The organism is Actinosynnema sp. NPDC053489, assembly GCF_044544865.1.
Taxonomy (GTDB): domain Bacteria; phylum Actinomycetota; class Actinomycetes; order Mycobacteriales; family Pseudonocardiaceae; genus Actinosynnema.
On the sequence record NZ_JBITXT010000022.1, the window covers coordinates 28,189 to 44,358 of the forward strand.

Consider the following 16,170-nt stretch of genomic DNA (forward strand, 5'->3'; position numbering starts at 1 on the left):
GGGGGGCGACCCGGGATGAGCGAGGAACCTCGCGGTGGAGCGCGCAACCGGATCGCCGGCGACGCGAGCGGCGTGGTGCAGGCGGGTCACGTCCACGGTGACGTCCACGTGCACGCGCGACCGGTGGCACGACCGTTCGACGGCCGGGTCGTGGTGGGTGACCTCCCCCGCCGGCCGGCGGCGTTCCAGCCGCGCACCGCCCTGGTCGACCGGTTGGCGGCGACCGCGTTCGCCGTGCTCGTCGGCGCGCGCGGTACCGGCAAGACGCAGCTCGCCGCCGCGTATGCCCGCACGGCGATCGAGGACGGGTGGCGCGCGGTGGTGTGGATCGACGCCACGGACCACGACAGCACCGCCCTCGGATGGCAACGGCTCGGGCAGGCGCTGGACCCCAACTCCTCGGACGGCACGGTCACCGACGTCGCGGAGGCCGCCCGGGAGTGGCTGGAGGGCGCGGCCGACCGGGCGCTGGTGGTGTTCGACAACGCGGTCGACCCGGACGTCGTCGCCCGCTGGCTGCCCCGCCACGGACCGGCCCGGGTCGTCGTGACCACGACCGACCACGCGATCGCGGACTTCGGCACCGCCATCGCCCTCGACCTCTTCGACTGGCGGGAGAGCCTCGCCTACCTGCGGGAGCGCACCGGGTCGACGGACGAGGAGGGCGCGCTCCGACTGGTCGCGGAGGTGGACCGGCTGCCGCTGGCCCTCGCCCTGGCCGCGGCGCTGGTCCGCCGGCAGCGGATCACCTACGAGGTGTGCGTCCAGCGCCTGCGCGCCTTCCCCGTCGAGCGCTACCTCCCCCGCCACCCCGGCGACCCGTACCCGCGGGGCGTCGCCTAGGCGGTGCTGCTGTCCGTGGAGGCCGCGACGGAGGCCGACCCGACCGGGTTGGCCGAGGTGCTCCTCGGCGCCCTGGCCGTGCTGTCGCCCGGTGGGACGTCCCGGCGCCTGCTCCACGAGGTCACCCGGAACCTCACGCGGTTCCGCGACGAGGCGGAAGCGGCGGCGGACGCGGTCCTGGGCAGGCTGGCCGAGGAGTCGATCGTGACGTTCGACGTGTCCGGCGGGCTGGCGGCCGTGCACCGGGTCACCGGTCGCGTGCTGCGCGACCGGTTGGCGGGTGCGGAGATCCGGCAGGTGGTGATCGAGGTGGTGGTGCGCGCGCTGGAGAGGTTCACCGCGCACGACCTCGAACGGCACCTGCCGGAACGCGCGTGGGTCGAGCACCTCGCCGAGCAGGTCGACGCGGTGCGCTCGCACGACCTGGACGACGACCACGCCCGACGGGTGCTCCGGCTGCGGCGTTCGATCGGCGGGTACCACCTCCAGGTCGGTGACGACGACCGGGCGATCACCGTGCTGACCGAGGTCGTCGACGAGTACCGTGCGCGGTCCGAGGACGCGGGCGACGACCTGCGCCTTTCGATGACCTCGCTGGCGCAGGCCCTCGGCCGGGTGGGACGGCACGGCGAGGCGATCGCCGTGCAGGAGGAGGTCCTCGCCGCCGCGTGCGCCCGGCACGGCCACGTCGACCCGGTGCACGTGGCGCTCACCCGCTCGAACCTCGCGCACTTCCACCGGCGGGCCGGGAACGTGGACGAAGCGCTGTGGCTGGAGAGGCGGAGTTGGCAGCACCGCAGGGCGTTCCTCGGCGTCGAGCACCCCTCCACCCTCATGGCGCAACTGCGGGTGGGCGTCGCCCACCTGGCCGCGGGCGACGTCGAGTCGGCCATCCGGCTGCTCGACTCGGCCGAGTCGACGTGCGCCCGCGTCGACCCGGGGAGCCTCCTCCTGCTCGACCTGAAGGTCACCCTCGCCTCCGCACAGCTCGAAGCCGGTCGCCAGGAGGACGGGATCACCCGGTACGAGGCGGTCCTGGCGGACTGGTCGCCGTCGTGGGGTGCGGTCGGTGACCAGTCGCACGTGCTCGTGGTCGCCGAACTCGTCGCCCTCCTGCGCGCCACCGGGCGCCACGGCGAGGCCCTGACCCACTGCGAGGCGGCCCTCCACCGGATCGACGAACAGGTCCGCGTCCGGGCCGCCGGGCTGCGGCTGCGCGGGGAACTGGCCGAGCTGCACCACGGCGCGGGCCGGACCGGGGAAGCGGCTCGGATCTACGAGGCGATGGCCCGCGACGCGGAGCGGGTGTACGGCCGCGACCACCCCATCACCCGCGACTGCCGGGAGCGGTGGGCCTGGTTCTCGGGCCGTCAACGGGCCGGGGTGCCCGCCACGGCGACGTAGGCGCGGTTCCCGCGGGCGTCGAACGTGATCGTCCGGTCGTCGCGCCGGTGCTCCACCGCGCGGCCGGAGCCCTCCTCGGCGAAGTGGTAACCGCCGGCGAACAGGGTGCTCGACACCTTCAGCTCCCCCGTAGAACCCGCCTCCAGCACGATCCTGGTCGGGACGCCGCCGGCCCACTCGGCGTGCACGGTGACGTTGCCGCGGGCGCGCAGGCCGGTGAACCCGCCGTCGGGCCACGACGACGGCAGGGCCGGCAGCACGGCGATGACGCCGTCGTGGCTCTGCAGCAGCATCTCCGCCACCCCCGCCGTCGCGCCGAGGTTGCCGTCGACCTGGAACGGCGGGTGGGTGTCCCACAGGTTGTCGAGGGTGCTGCCCTCCAGCAGCTCCACCAGCATCCGGTGGGCGTGGTCGCCGTCCAGCAGCCGCGCCCAGAAGTTGATCTTCCACGCCTTGCTCCAGCCGGTGCCGCCGTCACCGCGCGCGGTCAGCGACACCTCGGCGGCGCGGGCCAACGCCGGGTCCCGCCGCGGCGTGATCCGCCGGCCGGGGTGCAGCGCGAACAGGTGCGACACGTGCCGGTGCTCGTCGTCGGGGTCGTCCAGGTCGGCCTTCCACTCCTGGAGCTGCCCCCAACCGCCGACCCGCAGCCCCGGGTCGAGCCTGGCCAGCACGTCCCCGGCCGCCTCCACGACCGCGTCCTCCCCCAGGACCCGGGCGGCTTCCCGCGCGTTGGCGAACAGGTCCCACACGATCTGCTGGGACATGGACGCGCCGGCCGAGAACCGACCGTGCTCGGGCGAGTAGCTCGGGCTCACCACGAGCTTGCCGTCGCGGGGGTCGACCACCAGCTCGTCGCGCCAGAAGTCGGTCAACGCCCGCAGCAGCGGGAAGGCCCGCTCGCGCAGGAACCCCACGTCCCCGGTGAACAGGTAGTGCTCGTAGTGGTGCCGCGCCAGCCAGGCCGCCGCCTCCGGGAACCAGAACGCGGTCGCCCAGTCGTGCACGCCGGTGAAGCCGAACGGGTTCGTCTCGTTCTGCACCACCCACCCCTCGCGCCCGAACATCTCCGCGGCGGTCTTCGTCCCCGGCGCGACCAGCGCCTCCACGTAGTCGAACAGCGGGGCCGCGGTCTCCGGGAGGTTGGTGGTCTCGGCCGGCCAGTAGTTCATCTGGAGGTTGATGTTGACGTGGTAGTCGGCGCTCCACGGCGGCGATTCCGAGTCGTTCCACGCGCCCTGGAGGTTGGCGGGCAGCGACCCCGCCCGGGACGAGGCGATCAGCAGGTAGCGGCCGTACTGGAAGAACAACGCCTCCAACGCCCTGCGGTGCGCCGCGGGCAGGTCGGCGCCGCGGTAGGCGCGCAACAGGTCGTCGGTGGGCAGGTCGGGCACCTCCTGGCCGAGGTCCAGGGAGACCCGGTCGAACAGGGCGCGGTGGTCGGCCACGTGCCGGGAGCGCAACCGGCGGTACGGCTCGGCCGCCGCGGCGTCCACCCGGGCGGTGACGGCGGCGTGCGGGTCCTCGCCGCGGTACGTCGGGTACCGGTCGGCGTAGTCGGTGCCCGCGGCCAGGACCAGCACGGCCTCGTCCGCGCCGGAGACGGTGACCGACCCGTCGGCGTTGTCCGCGCGCGTGCCGCCGGTGACGAGGACCTGGACCTGCGACTCGAACCGCAGGGTGTTGTCGCTCAGGTTGCCGGCCACCGTGATCCGGCCGTTCCGCGCGGTGGTGACCGCCGAGCGGTTGTCGGGGGTCGTCACCGAGGCCGTGAAGCCGACGCCGCCCGGCCGCGACGCGCCGAACCGGCCGACGACCACCCCGTCGACGGCGGAGGCGAAGTACTCGCGGGAGAACGTGGTGCCACCGGCCCGGTAGGTCACCTCGGCCGTCGCGTTCGCGATGTCGAGGCTCCGCCGGTAGTCCGTGACGTCCGGCGGGGCCGGCGACAGGCGGATGCGGAGGTCGCCGAAGCCCTGGTGCGCGCCGAACCCCCTCCGGGGTTGGCCCAGCGCGGAGGCGACCCACTCCGGGTCGACCTGCCCCTCGGCGGCGATCCGGTCCCGCACCCGCCGAACGGCGTCGGGGCGCGGGGTGCGCCAGTTGCCGAAGTCGTAACCGGGTGAGCCGGGACCACCGGTCCACAGCGTCTTCTCGGTGAACTGGAGCCGTTCGTCCCGCACGCCGCCGAAGACCACCGCGCCCAGCGCGCCGTTGCCGAGGGGCAGCGCCTGCGACTCCCAGTCGGTGGCCGGTTCGTCGTACCACAGCGCTGCCCGCTCGACGCCCATGTCCCCGCACCCTAGGGACCCGGTCCCCGGGCGCCAACCCTCAGATGCCGTGGTGCTGCAGCCACAGCTCCAGCACGCCCACCTGCCACAGCTCGGTGCCGCCCGCCTTGGTGAGGTGGCCGTTCGGGTCGGCCAGCAGGGTGTCGACGTAGTCGGTGCGCAGGACGCCGCGCTGCCGGGTCGCCGCGGACGTCAGGGCCGCGCGCACCATGTCCAGCACCTCGCCGTCCAGCCGGGTGAGCGCCGGGACCGGGAAGTAGCCCTTCGGGCGGTCGACCACCTCGACGGGCAGCAGCTGCCGGCCGATGTCCTTCAGGATCGCCTTGCCGCCCTGGCCCGACTTCAGCTCCGGCGGGCACGCCGCGACCAGTTCCACCAGGTCCTGGTCGAGGAACGGCACCCGTGCCTCGACCCCCCACGCCATCGCCATGTTGTCCACCCGCTTGACCGGGTCGTCCGGCATCAGCAGGTGCGTGTCGGTCCGCAGCACGGCGTCCAGCGCCGTGTCCGCGCCGGGCCGGTCGAGGTGGGCCGCCAGCAGCGCGGCGCTGGGGTCGTGGTCACCCAGCCACTCGGGCCGCAGCACGTGCGCCAGGTCGTCGTGGTCGGTGAACGCCTCGCGCAGCACGCGGGCGGCGTCGCGCCGCGCCGCGCCGGCGGCGGGCTGGTGGTAGTGGTAGCCGCCGAACACCTCGTCCGCGCCCTGGCCGGACTGCACCACCTTGACCTCCCGGGACACCTCCCGGCAGATCAGGTGGAACGCGGTGACGTCGTGGGTGCCCAGCGGCTCGCTCATCGCCGCGACGGCCTGCCCGACCGCGGCCGGCAGCTCGGCGTCGCCGATGCGGAACCGGTGGTGGTCGGTGCCGAACTTCTGCGCGACGGCGTCGGAGTAGGCGAACTCGTCGCCGTCGAGCCCGTCGCGGTCGGTGAAGCCGATGCTGAAGGTGCTGGGCCGCTGCCCCTCCTCGGTCAGCAGGGCGACCAGGAGGCTGGAGTCCACCCCGCCCGACAGCAGCACGCCGACCTCGACGTCGGCGACCGTGCGCCGCCGGACCGCCGTGCGCAGGGCCTCGCGGACGGCGTCCTGCCAGTCCTCGGCCGTCCACCCGGCGTGCTCGGGCCGGCGGGTGTAGGTCGGCTCCCAGTACACGTGGTCGCGGGGCGGGCGGCCGGGTTCGAGGACGCGCACGGTGGCGGGCGGCAGCTTGCGCACCCCGCGCAGGATCGTGCGCGGCGCGGGGACGATCGAGTGCCACGTGAGGTAGTGGTGCAGGCCGACGGGGTCCAGGCCCGTGTCCACGCCCCCGCCGGCCAGCAGCGCGGGCAGGCTGGAGGCGAACCGGACCCGGTCCGCCAGTTCGGCCACGTACAGCGGCTTGATCCCCAGGCGGTCGCGCACCAGCAGCACGCGGTCGCGCCGCAGGTCCACCAGGGCGATGGCGAACATGCCGACGAGGTGCTCGACGAACCGCTCACCCCACCGGTCGTAGGCCTTGAGGACGACCTCCGTGTCGCTGGTGGACGTGAAGCGGTACCGGTCCGACAGCTCCGCCCGCAGCTCCTTGTAGTTGTAGATGCACCCGTTGAAGGCCACCGCCAGCCGCAGCCCCGGGTCGACCATGGGCTGCGCGCCGGTGTCGGACAGGTCGATGATCGAGAGCCTGCGGTGCCCGAGCGCGACCCGGCCCTCCGACCAGTGCCCCTCCCCGTCGGGCCCGCGCGCGACCATCGCGCCGGTCATCCGCTCCACGGCCGCGGTGTCCGGGACCGCGTCCCGACCGGTCACGACCTCACCGGCGATTCCACACACTCGGTCCACCTCCAGGTGACTCGGACGACGGCACGGCCCCCACCAAACGCATACCCCGATCGGACGAAAACAAGCACCGAGCGGCTGACCTGGGCTTTCGAGGACGAGCCGCAGTCCATACCCTCGATTGACGTTGTCGAAACACAGATGTGACGACGAATGCCTTGACGTCGTCCCCCCGCCGGCCTGGGGTGTACGCCATGCCCTCCCCGTCCACCCTCCCCGACGCCGGGCCGAGGCACGACCTCGACCTGGACGCCGCCACGATCCCGCGGCTGGTCGACCTGATGGCGACGGGCCGGTTGACCTCCGTGGAGCTGACCAGCGCCTACCTGGAGCGCGTCGCCACCGTGGACCGGCTGGTGCGGTCGGTGCTCTTCGTGCACCCAGGGGCGCTGGACCAGGCGGCCGAGAGCGATCGGCGCCGGGCCCGCGGCGAGGCGCGCGGGCCGCTGGACGGCATCCCCGTGCTGGTCAAGGACAACATCGACACCCGCGGCCTCGGCTCGACGGCCGGGTCGCGGGCGCTGGGCGTACCGCCGACCCGCGACGCCGAGCTGGTCGTGCGCCTGCGCGAGGCGGGTGCCGTCGTGCTGGGCAAGACCAACATGACGGAGTGGGGGAACTTCCGCTCCGCCTGGTCCACGTCCGGCTGGTCGGGCGTGGGCGGGCAGACGCACAACCCGCACGTGCTGGACCGCAACCCGTGCGGTTCGTCCTCGGGGTCGGGCGCGGCGGTCGCGGCGGCGCTGGCGCAGGTCGCGGTCGGCACCGAGACGAACGGCTCGATCGTGTGCCCGGCGGGCCAGGCGGGCGTGGTCGGGTTCAAGCCCACCCGCGGCCGCATCAGCGGCGACGGGATCGTGCCGATCTCGACGCGCCAGGACACCGCCGGCCCCATGGCGCGGCACGTCGTGGACGCGGCGATCCTGATGTCGGTGCTGGAGGGGCGCGGGGTGGACTACGCCGCCGCCCTCGCGGCGGACCCGCTGCCGGGTGCGCGGGTGGGCGTGTGGCGCAGGGCCGGCCTGGACGCGGGCGCCGACGCGGTCTTCGAGTCGGCGGTGGAGGTGCTGCGACGGCGGGGCGCGACGGTCGTCGAGGTCGACCTGCCCCACCAGGCCCGGATCGAGGCGACCGGGCTGCCCGCGCTGGCCGCGGAGTTCAAGCACGACCTGGAGGCCTACCTCCGGACGCGCCCCGGCGTGCCGCGGACGCTGCGGGAGCTGATCGAGTTCAACGAGGCCGACCCGGTGGAGCTGAGCCGGTTCGGCCAGGACCTGTTCTTCGCGGCCGAGAAGGCGCCGCCGGTCACCGACCCGATCTACCTCGACCAGCGCCGCACGGCCACCGACCTGGCACGCCGGTCGATCGACGAGGTGATGGGCGCGCACCGCCTCGACGTGGTCGTGGCCCCGACCAACGGGCCGGCGTGGCGGACGGACTACGCGGGCGACCCGGCCGGGCTCGGCTCGTCCACCCCGGCGGCCGTGGCCGGCTACCCCAACGCCACCGTCCCGGCGGGGTTCCTCGGCCCGCTGCCGATCGGCGCGTCGTTCCTGGCCGGGCGCGACGCCGACGTGGCGGTCCTGCGGTTCGCGGCGGCGTTCGAGCGGGCCGCGCCGGTGCGCCGCGCGCCGACCTACCTGCCGACCCTGCCGTAGCGCCGCTCCCGCCCGGTTCCCGGGATTTAACCCGCTGGGGTACCACCGGCCACCGGCGCGAACCGCGCCGCGCGGTCCGCGGTTGAACGCCACCGCGCCGGGAAGTCCCGCCGGTGACGGCACCGAGGTCGTGCGCCCGCCGGCCCGACGACCGGGGCGCACCGGGCGCAGGGAGGGAGACGGCGTGGGTGTGACCGGATCTGTCGGGTACCGCGCGCGGCGGTCCCGACCGTGGCTGCGGATGTTCTTCGCCGGGTTGGTGCTGTGGCTGGCGACGGTGGTGATCACCTACGCCACGGGGAACGCCAACCTGGTGCCCACGCTGGTGCTGCTGGGCAGCTTCCTGGTGCCCGCCACGTTCGTCGCGTGGGCGTTCGCGCACCGCCACTCCGGCGAGGTCACCGCGGAGCTGGTGTTCCGCACGTTCGCCGTCGGCGGCGTGCTCGGCGTGCTGGCCGCCTCGCTGCTGGAGAGCTACCTGCTGCGGCCCTCGCCGTGGCTGTTCGCCGGGGTGGCGCTGATCGAGGAGGCCGTGAAGCTGGGCGCGCTGGCCCTGCTGACCCGCCACCTGGTCGAGAAGTCGCCCCGCGACGGGCTGGTGCTGGGCGCGAGCGTCGGGTTCGGGTTCGCCGCCTTCGAGTCCGCGGGCTACGCCCTGACCGCCGCCATCACCGCCAACGGCCTGTCGCTGATGGACCTGGTGACCACGGAGCTGCTGCGCGGCCTGCTCGCGCCGTTCGGGCACGGCCTGTGGACGGCGATCCTCGGTGGCGTGCTGTTCTCCCGGAGCACCCGCGAGCACTTCCTGCTGACCGGCCGGCTGCTCGCCGCGTACCTCGGCGTGTCGCTGCTGCACGCGCTGTGGGACTCGATGAACAGCATCGCCGTCCTCGTCACCCTGGTCCTCACCGACCAGCCGTGGCAGCGGCGCCTGCTCGCCCAGGGCTACCTGCCCCAGCCGACCGAGGACCAGGTGCGGCTGTTCACGGTGTTCACCTGGTCGGGCCTCGTGCTGATCTCCGCCGTCGGGCTGCTGTGGCTGTTCGTGCTGGTCCGCTCCTCCCGCACCGCTCCCGTCCCGGTCACCGCGGTGCGCGGCTACCGGGTGCCGAGCCAGGCGCCGTGGTGGCCGGGCGGGCCGCGCTGACCGTTCACCGCTCGGCGCGCCGGGGGCGGGTAGGGACGCGTGATTACCGGGTACCCCCCGGGGCGGCCACCCCGGTGACCACCGACGTACCCGTTCGAGGAGGACCCATGGCCGACCAGCGCCGTCGCGAGCCCCGCCACGCCGACCAGGTGTGGACCCGGCAGGAGCGGTGGGAGGAGCGCCCGGACGGGCGGGCGCGGAGGGCGGGGTACCAGGAGACGGAGGTCCTGCCCGCCGCTCCGGCCCGGTCCGCCGTCCCGGAGCCGACCTCGTGGGACGAACCGCGCGCGAGCCGGCCCCGCACCTCGACCAGGCCGTTCGACGCCGGTCGGCTGTGGGCGGGCGGCGCGGCCACCGCGCTCGTCGCCGGCCTGCTCGCGGTCGTCGGCATCCTCGTGGCGCGGGGGCTGCTCGGCGTCGCCGTGCTCGCGCCCAAGGGCGAGGGCGCGTGGGGCAACGCCAACACCCTCACCTACTCGCTCGTCTCGGCGGCGTGCGCGCTGGCCGCGACGGGTCTGGTGCAGGTGCTGCTGGCCACCACGCCGAGCGCGACCCGGTTCTTCGGCTGGATCATGGTCCTGCTGACCCTGATCGCCGTGGTCCTGCCGCTCAGCCTGGACGTCAGCACCGAGGCGAAGGTCTTCACGGCCGTGCTCAACCTGGTCATCGGCCTGGCGATCACGCTGCTGCTGCGCGGCGTGGCGGCCAACGCCCTCCGGACCCGCGACCTCTGAGGGCGCTCACTCCCACTCCCACGCGATGCCGTGCACGCCGGGTTGGGCGTCCAGCACGCACGAGTGCGCCGTGCCACCCGCCCCGATGGTCAGCTCCTCGCCGTGCTCGGCGGCGGGGTCGGCGCGGGCGCGGTGGAAGCGGTGGGCGCGCACCGGTTGGGCCGACGGGTCGAAGGTGGCTTGCAGCAGCAGGAACCGCGCGGGGGTGCGCAGGCCGTGCTGGATGGTGCCCGACAGCGGCGGCGCGCCCGCGTAGGTGATCTCGAAGTCGAACACGTAGGTCTCGCCCGCGCGCAGGGCGTGGTCGAAGCGCAGCTCGACGGCCAGCAGCTCGTTGTCCGGCTCGGTGCGCACCCGGCCGACCCGGCAGCCCGAGGTGCGCGACAGGGTCGGCTGGTGGTCGGCGGAGCCGAGCGGGTGGAAGAAGCAGACCCACCGGTCCACCCCGTCGGCCTTGGCCGCGACCACGATCTCCGTGGTCACCGAGCGCTCGGTCCGGTCGGCGGCGATGGTGACGCCCATCCGCAGCGACAGCACCGACAGCCGGATGTTGCTGTCCAGGTCGATGCCGTCGCACGCGTCGAGCACGGACGCGTCGAGCCCCAGCGCGGCGGCCAGCGGGATGCTCCCGGGCACGTGGCCGATCCAGCGCCCGCGCGGGCGCTGCGGGCCGATGAGCCGGACCAGCGCGTCCGGCGGCAGCGACAGGCAGTCCTCCAACGCCCGCACGGCGCGCAGCGAGCGTTCCCCCTCCGGGGAGCGGTGGCCGCGTCGCCAGTAGCTCAGCGTGGCCTGGCTGACCCGCGCCCCGCGCGCCGCCATGCGCCGCTGCACGGCCTCCAGCGACAGCCCGGTGTGGCGGATGGCCAGGTCGAGGGCGTCGTGGAACGTGCCCTGGCGCAGCGCGGCGGCCAGGTCGTGGGACGGGGCAGCGTCCGGTTTGCGTGCGGCGGTCGTCACGGTGCCACCTCCTGTGCGGACGACCAAGCATGTGCACGTGGTCGCCGTCGTTCAAGGGCGCCGTGCGACCTCGGCAACACCGTGAAGGCGGTGTGATGGTGTGAAGGCCCCCGACCTGCGCTTCCGGGCCCGCCCGGCGACCCAAAGCGTGAGTATTCACAGCACGCCGGAGCGGGTGCCGCACGTGCGCGGCACCCGCTCCGCCCCATCCCGCCCGGTCAGCCGAGCGTCAGCGTCGCGTCGTCCACGGCCCACGAGGTCTGGAGGTTGCCGTCCTCGGTGCCCGCGAACTTCACGGCTACCGTCTGGCCGGCGAACCGGGAGACGTCGACCGCCTTGAGCGCGTACGCGCTGTTGCGGTCCAGGTTGGACAGCGTCGCCACGGTGGAGCCGCCCACCGACACCTGCAGCGTGTCGTAGGCGGTGGCCTCGGTCTCCGCCGTCCAGACCCGGACGTAGAAGCTCAGCGTGGCCTTGCAGCCCGCCGGGATGGTCACCGACTGGGTGATCGCGTCGGTGTGCGCCGAACCCCAGCCGCCGAACCAGGACACCCAGGTGCCGGTGCGCGCCGGTGCCTGCGAGCCGAACTGGCCGATGGTGCCGTTGGGGTCGCTCCACGCCGTGCGGCCGGACTCGAAGCCGGGGTTGACCAGCTTCTGGCCCGAGCAGCCACCGGGGTTGGTGGTGGTGGTGGTCGTCGGCGAGGTCGGGGTGGTCGTGGTGGTCGGTGAAGTGGTGGTCGGCGAGGTCGTGGTCGTCGACGGGGCGCACATCGGGTCACCCGACTGGGCGGGCACGCTCACCGCGTCCCAGGCGGCCTTGACCGCGTTGAACTCGGCGCAGCCACCGGGGAAGAGGTTCTTCGCCGCCTGGAGGGTCCACGTGCGGTAGCGCAGGTAGCTGCTGCCCGACGTCTTGAGCTGGACCGCGCCGTGGATGACCTTCAGCGCCTTCTGGATGCCGATGCCGGCCACGGTGCTGTTGTCGCAGGTGGGGCTGGCCGGCTGGCCGTTGGTCGGGTTGCTGCCCTCGGCCAGCAGGTAGAACCAGTGGTCGCCCGGCCCGGCGGCGGCGTGCACCTCGGCGTTGGGGATGCTGCTGGAGTAGCAGTTCGGGTCGTTGTTGTGCTTGGACGGCTGGTACATGTAGCGCAGGGGACCCGAGCCGACCAGGTTCACCTCCTCGCCGATGACGTAGTCGGGCTCGTCGTAGGCGGACGGCTCGTTGGCGAACCACTCGGTGGCCGCGCCGAACGTGTCGGCGATGAACTCCGACGTGCCGCCGCCGGAGAACCCGCCCGAGCCGGAGTGGTCGTCGATGCCGTGACCCATCTCGTGGCCCAGGATGTCCAGCGAGGCCACCCACTGCCCGCTCGGGTTGTGTCCGATGTGGACGTAAGCGGGCCGGGAGCTGTAGTAGTAGGCGTTGTTGTCGTCCAGGCCGACGTTGATCTTCCACGCGCCGCCCTGGCCGTCGAAGCTGTCGCGCCCCAACCACTGCGCCAGCATCTTGTTCTCGGTCTGCGCGGCGTAGAGCGCGTCGACGCAGCCGGTCTCCTTGCTGGTGGCGCTGCCGTTGCCCCAGCTGTCGTCGGGGCCGGAGAACACCGCGCCGGTGCCGTAGTCGCGGCAGTCCAGGGCGGAGACGGACGGGTCGGCCAGGTAGTACGTGCTGCCGGACCTGGTGGTGTCCAGGGGCAGCGACGGCCCGTTCCACTTGCCCGTGCCGGTGCCCGCCGCGACGTGCTCGACGGTGCGCAGCACGCGGCCGTCGACGGCGTCCACGTACACGCTGAGGCTGCTCAGCTCGCCGTGGCGGTCGCGGCCCTCGACGCTGCTCTCGAACGCGAGCCGCCCGGCGCCCTCGGCGACGACGACCTGCCTGCCCGCGGCGACCAGCTTCGCGCCGGTGAGCTGCCCGAGGGCCACCGCGTCGGCCTGCGCCTGCGTGAGCTTGGCCGCCTTGACGTCGACCTCGCCCAGGGGCTGCTCCTGCGCCACGGACGTGGTCAGCACCGTGCCGTTGCGGTCGGTGGCGATGACGAGGTCGCCGCCCACCACGGGCAGGTCGCCGTACGTGCGGTCGTACACCACGTACTGGAGGCCGCCCGCGGCCCGCACGGCGCGCCGCACGAACTTCTCCCTGCCGCTCGCGCGCAGGGCGGCGGGCGGCGCGGCCACCAGCGCGGCGGCCGCGTTGGTGGCGTTGGCCCGCGCCTGGGCCTCCGACACGGCGGGCGTGGACGGGGTGGGCGGCGCGGGCGCGGCGATGGCGGTCCCGATGACGACCATCCCGACCGCGAAGGCCCCGCCGACGGCGGCGAGGCGGTGAGTGGATCTCATGGCGTTCCTCTCCCGGGAGCCGCCGGCGTGCGACGGCGGCTCCCGGAATGCAGGGGAGAACGGTTTCGCGACGGTGCGAGAGGGCCGTCGCCGTGTGGACCGGACCACGCTAACTCCGGGCGTGGCGGGCCAGAAGCCCTATCACAGCACGGGAAGTTCACGTGCCGGTCGCGTCAAAACCGTGAAGCGCCGGACGGGTGGCGGAGATCCGATGAGCGCGGAACCGTTGCGCCGCAACAGGTGCGCCGGTTCCGGCCGGGCTCCGCCCGTCAGCCGGCGGGACGCGGGCGGGTCGGGGCGGGCGGTGCGGCGGTGCTGCCCCGGACGACCAGCTTCGTCGGCAGCTCCAGGCGTTCGTGCTCGGTGGTCCGCCCCTCGGCGAGCGCCAGGACGAACCCGGCGGCGGCGGCGCCCATCTGCGCCAGCGGTTGGTGGACCGTGGTCAGCGGCGGGTCCGACCACTGGGCGATGGGCAGGTCGTCGAACCCGACGACGCTCAGGTCGCCCGGGATCGCGAGGCCGGCGGCGCGGGCGGCGTGGTAGGCGCCCAGGGCCTGGAGGTCGTTCGACGCGAAGAGGGCGGTCGGCCGGTCGGGCAGGCGCAGCAGCTCGGCGGCCGCGTCCCGGCCGCCGTCGAAGTACAGCGGGGCCGTGCGGACCAGGTCCGGGTCGTGGGGGATGCCGCCCTCGTCCAGCGCGGCCCGGTAGCCGTCCAGGCGGGCGCGGCAGCACAGCAGGTCGTCGGGACCGCGCAGCACCCCGATGCGCCGGTGGCCCAGCCCGATCAGGTGGCGGGTGGCGACCAGGCCGCCGTTCCAGTTCGCCGCGCCCACCGACGCGATCGGGTGGCTGGGTTCGCCGGTCGGGTCGAGCGCGACGAGCGGGATGCCCCTGCTGTGGAGCTGGGCCAGCTGGTGCTCGGTGAACACCGCCGACACGGCGATCACCCCGACCGGTCGCCGGGCGAGCATCTGGCGCGCCCACGTGCTCTCGGGGGTGTGGGAGCCGTCCATCTCGGTCAGCGTCACGGCCAGCCCGCGTGGCCGCACAGCGTGCTCGATGCCCCGCACGATCTCCAGCGCCCACAGGCTGTCCAGCGCCTGGAACACCACCTCGACGATGGGCACGGCCTCGGACTTCTCCGACTTCCGGTACCCGTGCTCCCGGATCAGCTCCTCGATGCGCCGCCGCGTCCCGGTGGAGACGCCGTCGCGCCCGTGGATCACCTTCGACACCGTGGAGGCCGACACGCCGGCGAGCGCGGCGATGTGCGAGACCCCGACCTCGTTCCGCTTGCGCACCGTCGTGTCGTCCACGGGTTCAGCGTATGCGGTGGGCGCACCCGGCCGGCCGAGCCCGTCGAGAGAAAATTTCTCTCGACGGAGAGAACGTTGACGCGCACGGCCGCGTGCGCCATGGTGGAGGACACCTCAAGCCGGGCGTCAGGCCCGGTCGAAGCTCTGGGAGCGCTCCCAATCCAGGACTACGGAGGACAGACGCATGTCACGCAGATCCACGTCAGGGCGCTTCCGAGCGGCAACGGCCCTCGTGGCCGCCGGCCTCGTGCTGGGAACGGCCCTGGCGGTCGACACCGGCAGCGCCGCCGCGGACTCCTCGACCAAGTACCTGGGGGTGTTCCGCGAGACCAGCCCCACCGAGGTCCCCTCGGGGACGGTGAGCCGCTACGGCGTCACCCCGGCGAGCGTCCAGTGGTTCGACAGCTGGGGCACCGGCAACGCCTTCAACGCCGCCGCCGCGCGGACCCTGTGGGACCAGGGGGTCATGACCCACTACACCTGGGAACCGTGGAACACCGCCCTGGCGGTGGACGACCCGAACCAGATCCACCTCCAGGACGTCGTCGACGGGAAGTGGGACGGCTACATCCGGGCGCGCGCCGCGGAGTTCGCCTCGGTCGGCGCGCCGATCATGGTGCGCTGGGGGCACGAGTTCAACGGCAACTGGTACCCGTGGGGCATCGCCAACAACGGCGGCGACCCGGCCCGGTACGTCACCGCCTACCGGCGCGTCCACGACCTCGTGGTCGCCGCGGGGGCGACGAACGTGCAGTGGGTGTGGTGCTTCAACAACGGGTCCACGCCCGACAGCACCTTCAACGACCCCGCGCGGTCCTACCCCGGTGACGACTACGTCGACTGGGTGGCGGTCGACGGCTACAACTGGGGGTTCGGGCCGTCGTGGGACCCCACCGGCGACCACTGGACGAGCTTCGAGGCCGCGTTCTCCAGCGCTTACGCCAAGGCACGCGCCATCGCGCCGAAGCGCCCGGTGACGATCGCCGAGATCGCCTCCAGCGAGGACGGCGGCGACAAGGCGCGGTGGATCGACGACCTGTCCGCCGCCCTGGGCTCCGGTCGCTACCCGGACCTGAAGCTGGTCAACTACTTCGACCAGGACAAGGAAGAGCTGTGGTCCGGCACCTCGTCGGCCGCGGCCAAGGCGGCCTTCACCTCGTGGGTCGACCAGGGCTACATGCGGGGCAGGGGCGCCGACCTGGCGAAGGTCGTCGGGCAGTACAAGGGGACCGGCCCGACGACGACCACTACCACCACCGCGCCGACCGGTGCGTGTTCGGCGGCCTACCGCACGGTCAACTCCTGGTCCGGCGGGTTCGAGGGCGAGGTCACGGTCGTGGCCGGGGCCTCGGGCGTCAAGGGCTGGACGACCCGCTGGACCGCGCCGGCCGGGCAGGCGGTCAACCAGGTGTGGAACGGCGTGCTCAGCGTCAGCGGCTCGGCGGTGTCCGTGCGGAACGCAGGCTGGAACGGCACCCTGCCCCCCAACGGCACGGCCAAGTTCGGCTTCCTGGCCGGCGGGTCACCGACGGCGCTCGCGCTCACCTGCCAGAGCCCCTGAGGAACCGCTCCCCGTGGCGGCGGCGCCCCCGCGGGGGGGGGGGGGGGGCGGGGGGGGGGGGGGCGCCGCGCCCGGGCGGCGCCGCCCCCCCCCCC

General features: G+C 74.0%; 11 protein-coding genes. 6 read left to right on the forward strand and 5 right to left on the reverse strand.

What is annotated here, in order from left to right:
* Positions 1-15 precede the first annotated feature (15 nt).
* Together ACIGNX_RS33070 and ACIGNX_RS33075 are read left to right on the forward strand one after the other, a co-directional pair.
* Positions 16-843 carry an NB-ARC domain-containing protein gene (locus tag ACIGNX_RS33070; protein WP_396545195.1) on the forward strand — a complete coding sequence of 276 codons (828 nt, stop codon included), beginning with the start codon at positions 16-18 and terminating at the stop codon, positions 841-843.
* Between the two features lie 3 nt (positions 844-846).
* Entirely contained in the window at positions 847-2,247 is a 1,401-nt protein-coding gene (locus ACIGNX_RS33075; protein ID WP_396545197.1) for a tetratricopeptide repeat protein, read from the forward strand.
* On the opposite strand, the gene ACIGNX_RS33080 is transcribed toward ACIGNX_RS33075, so the two are convergent.
* Both ACIGNX_RS33080 and ACIGNX_RS33085 read right to left on the reverse strand, forming a co-directional pair.
* Positions 2,214-4,538, reverse strand: a complete 2,325-nt coding sequence (locus ACIGNX_RS33080) for a glycosyl hydrolase family 95 catalytic domain-containing protein (protein ID WP_396545198.1) — start codon at positions 4,536-4,538, stop codon at positions 2,214-2,216. The genes ACIGNX_RS33075 and ACIGNX_RS33080 overlap by 34 nt on opposite strands.
* Positions 4,539-4,578: 40 nt before the next feature.
* Complete coding sequence (locus ACIGNX_RS33085) at positions 4,579-6,360, reverse strand: N-acetylglutaminylglutamine amidotransferase (RefSeq protein WP_396545200.1); 1,782 nt, start codon at positions 6,358-6,360, stop codon at positions 4,579-4,581.
* Positions 6,361-6,551: 191 nt separating this feature from the next.
* Here ACIGNX_RS33085 and ACIGNX_RS33090 point away from each other — a divergent pair, with 191 nt between their 5' ends.
* From ACIGNX_RS33090 to ACIGNX_RS33100, 3 genes are all read left to right on the forward strand, one after another.
* Complete coding sequence (locus tag ACIGNX_RS33090; RefSeq protein WP_396545202.1) at positions 6,552-8,015, forward strand: amidase family protein; 1,464 nt, start codon at positions 6,552-6,554, stop codon at positions 8,013-8,015.
* Positions 8,016-8,205: 190 nt separating this feature from the next.
* Positions 8,206-9,162, forward strand: coding sequence for a PrsW family intramembrane metalloprotease (locus ACIGNX_RS33095; RefSeq protein WP_396545204.1), 957 nt, complete (start codon positions 8,206-8,208; stop codon positions 9,160-9,162).
* Between the two features lie 332 nt (positions 9,163-9,494).
* Positions 9,495-9,896 carry a DUF6069 family protein gene (locus tag ACIGNX_RS33100; RefSeq protein WP_396545285.1) on the forward strand — a complete coding sequence of 134 codons (402 nt, stop codon included), beginning with the start codon at positions 9,495-9,497 and terminating at the stop codon, positions 9,894-9,896.
* A 6-nt stretch (positions 9,897-9,902) separates the two neighbouring features.
* On the opposite strand, the gene ACIGNX_RS33105 is transcribed toward ACIGNX_RS33100, so the two are convergent.
* From ACIGNX_RS33105 to ACIGNX_RS33115, 3 genes are all read right to left on the reverse strand, one after another.
* Entirely contained in the window at positions 9,903-10,856 is a 954-nt protein-coding gene (locus ACIGNX_RS33105) for a helix-turn-helix domain-containing protein (protein ID WP_396545206.1), read from the reverse strand.
* A gap of 218 nt (positions 10,857-11,074) precedes the next feature.
* Positions 11,075-13,198 carry a M4 family metallopeptidase gene (locus ACIGNX_RS33110; RefSeq protein ID WP_396545208.1) on the reverse strand — a complete coding sequence of 708 codons (2,124 nt, stop codon included), beginning with the start codon at positions 13,196-13,198 and terminating at the stop codon, positions 11,075-11,077.
* A 269-nt stretch (positions 13,199-13,467) separates the two neighbouring features.
* Positions 13,468-14,514 carry a LacI family DNA-binding transcriptional regulator gene (locus ACIGNX_RS33115; RefSeq protein WP_396545210.1) on the reverse strand — a complete coding sequence of 349 codons (1,047 nt, stop codon included), beginning with the start codon at positions 14,512-14,514 and terminating at the stop codon, positions 13,468-13,470.
* A 184-nt stretch (positions 14,515-14,698) separates the two neighbouring features.
* Here ACIGNX_RS33115 and ACIGNX_RS33120 point away from each other — a divergent pair, with 184 nt between their 5' ends.
* Complete coding sequence (locus tag ACIGNX_RS33120) at positions 14,699-16,075, forward strand: cellulose binding domain-containing protein (RefSeq protein ID WP_396545212.1); 1,377 nt, start codon at positions 14,699-14,701, stop codon at positions 16,073-16,075.
* Positions 16,076-16,170 lie beyond the last annotated feature (95 nt).

What these genes read in the sequence shown, in the direction of transcription:
- ACIGNX_RS33070 (WP_396545195.1), top strand. Translation starts at nt 16, where the DNA reads ATGAGCGAGGAACCTCGCGGTGGAGCGCGCAACCGGATCGCCGGCGAC.
- ACIGNX_RS33090 (WP_396545202.1), top strand. Translation starts at nt 6,552, where the DNA reads ATGCCCTCCCCGTCCACCCTCCCCGACGCCGGGCCGAGGCACGACCTC.
- ACIGNX_RS33080 (WP_396545198.1), bottom strand. Translation starts at nt 4,538, where the DNA reads ATGGGCGTCGAGCGGGCAGCGCTGTGGTACGACGAACCGGCCACCGAC.
- ACIGNX_RS33120 (WP_396545212.1), top strand. Translation starts at nt 14,699, where the DNA reads ATGTCACGCAGATCCACGTCAGGGCGCTTCCGAGCGGCAACGGCCCTC.
- ACIGNX_RS33110 (WP_396545208.1), bottom strand. Translation starts at nt 13,198, where the DNA reads ATGAGATCCACTCACCGCCTCGCCGCCGTCGGCGGGGCCTTCGCGGTC.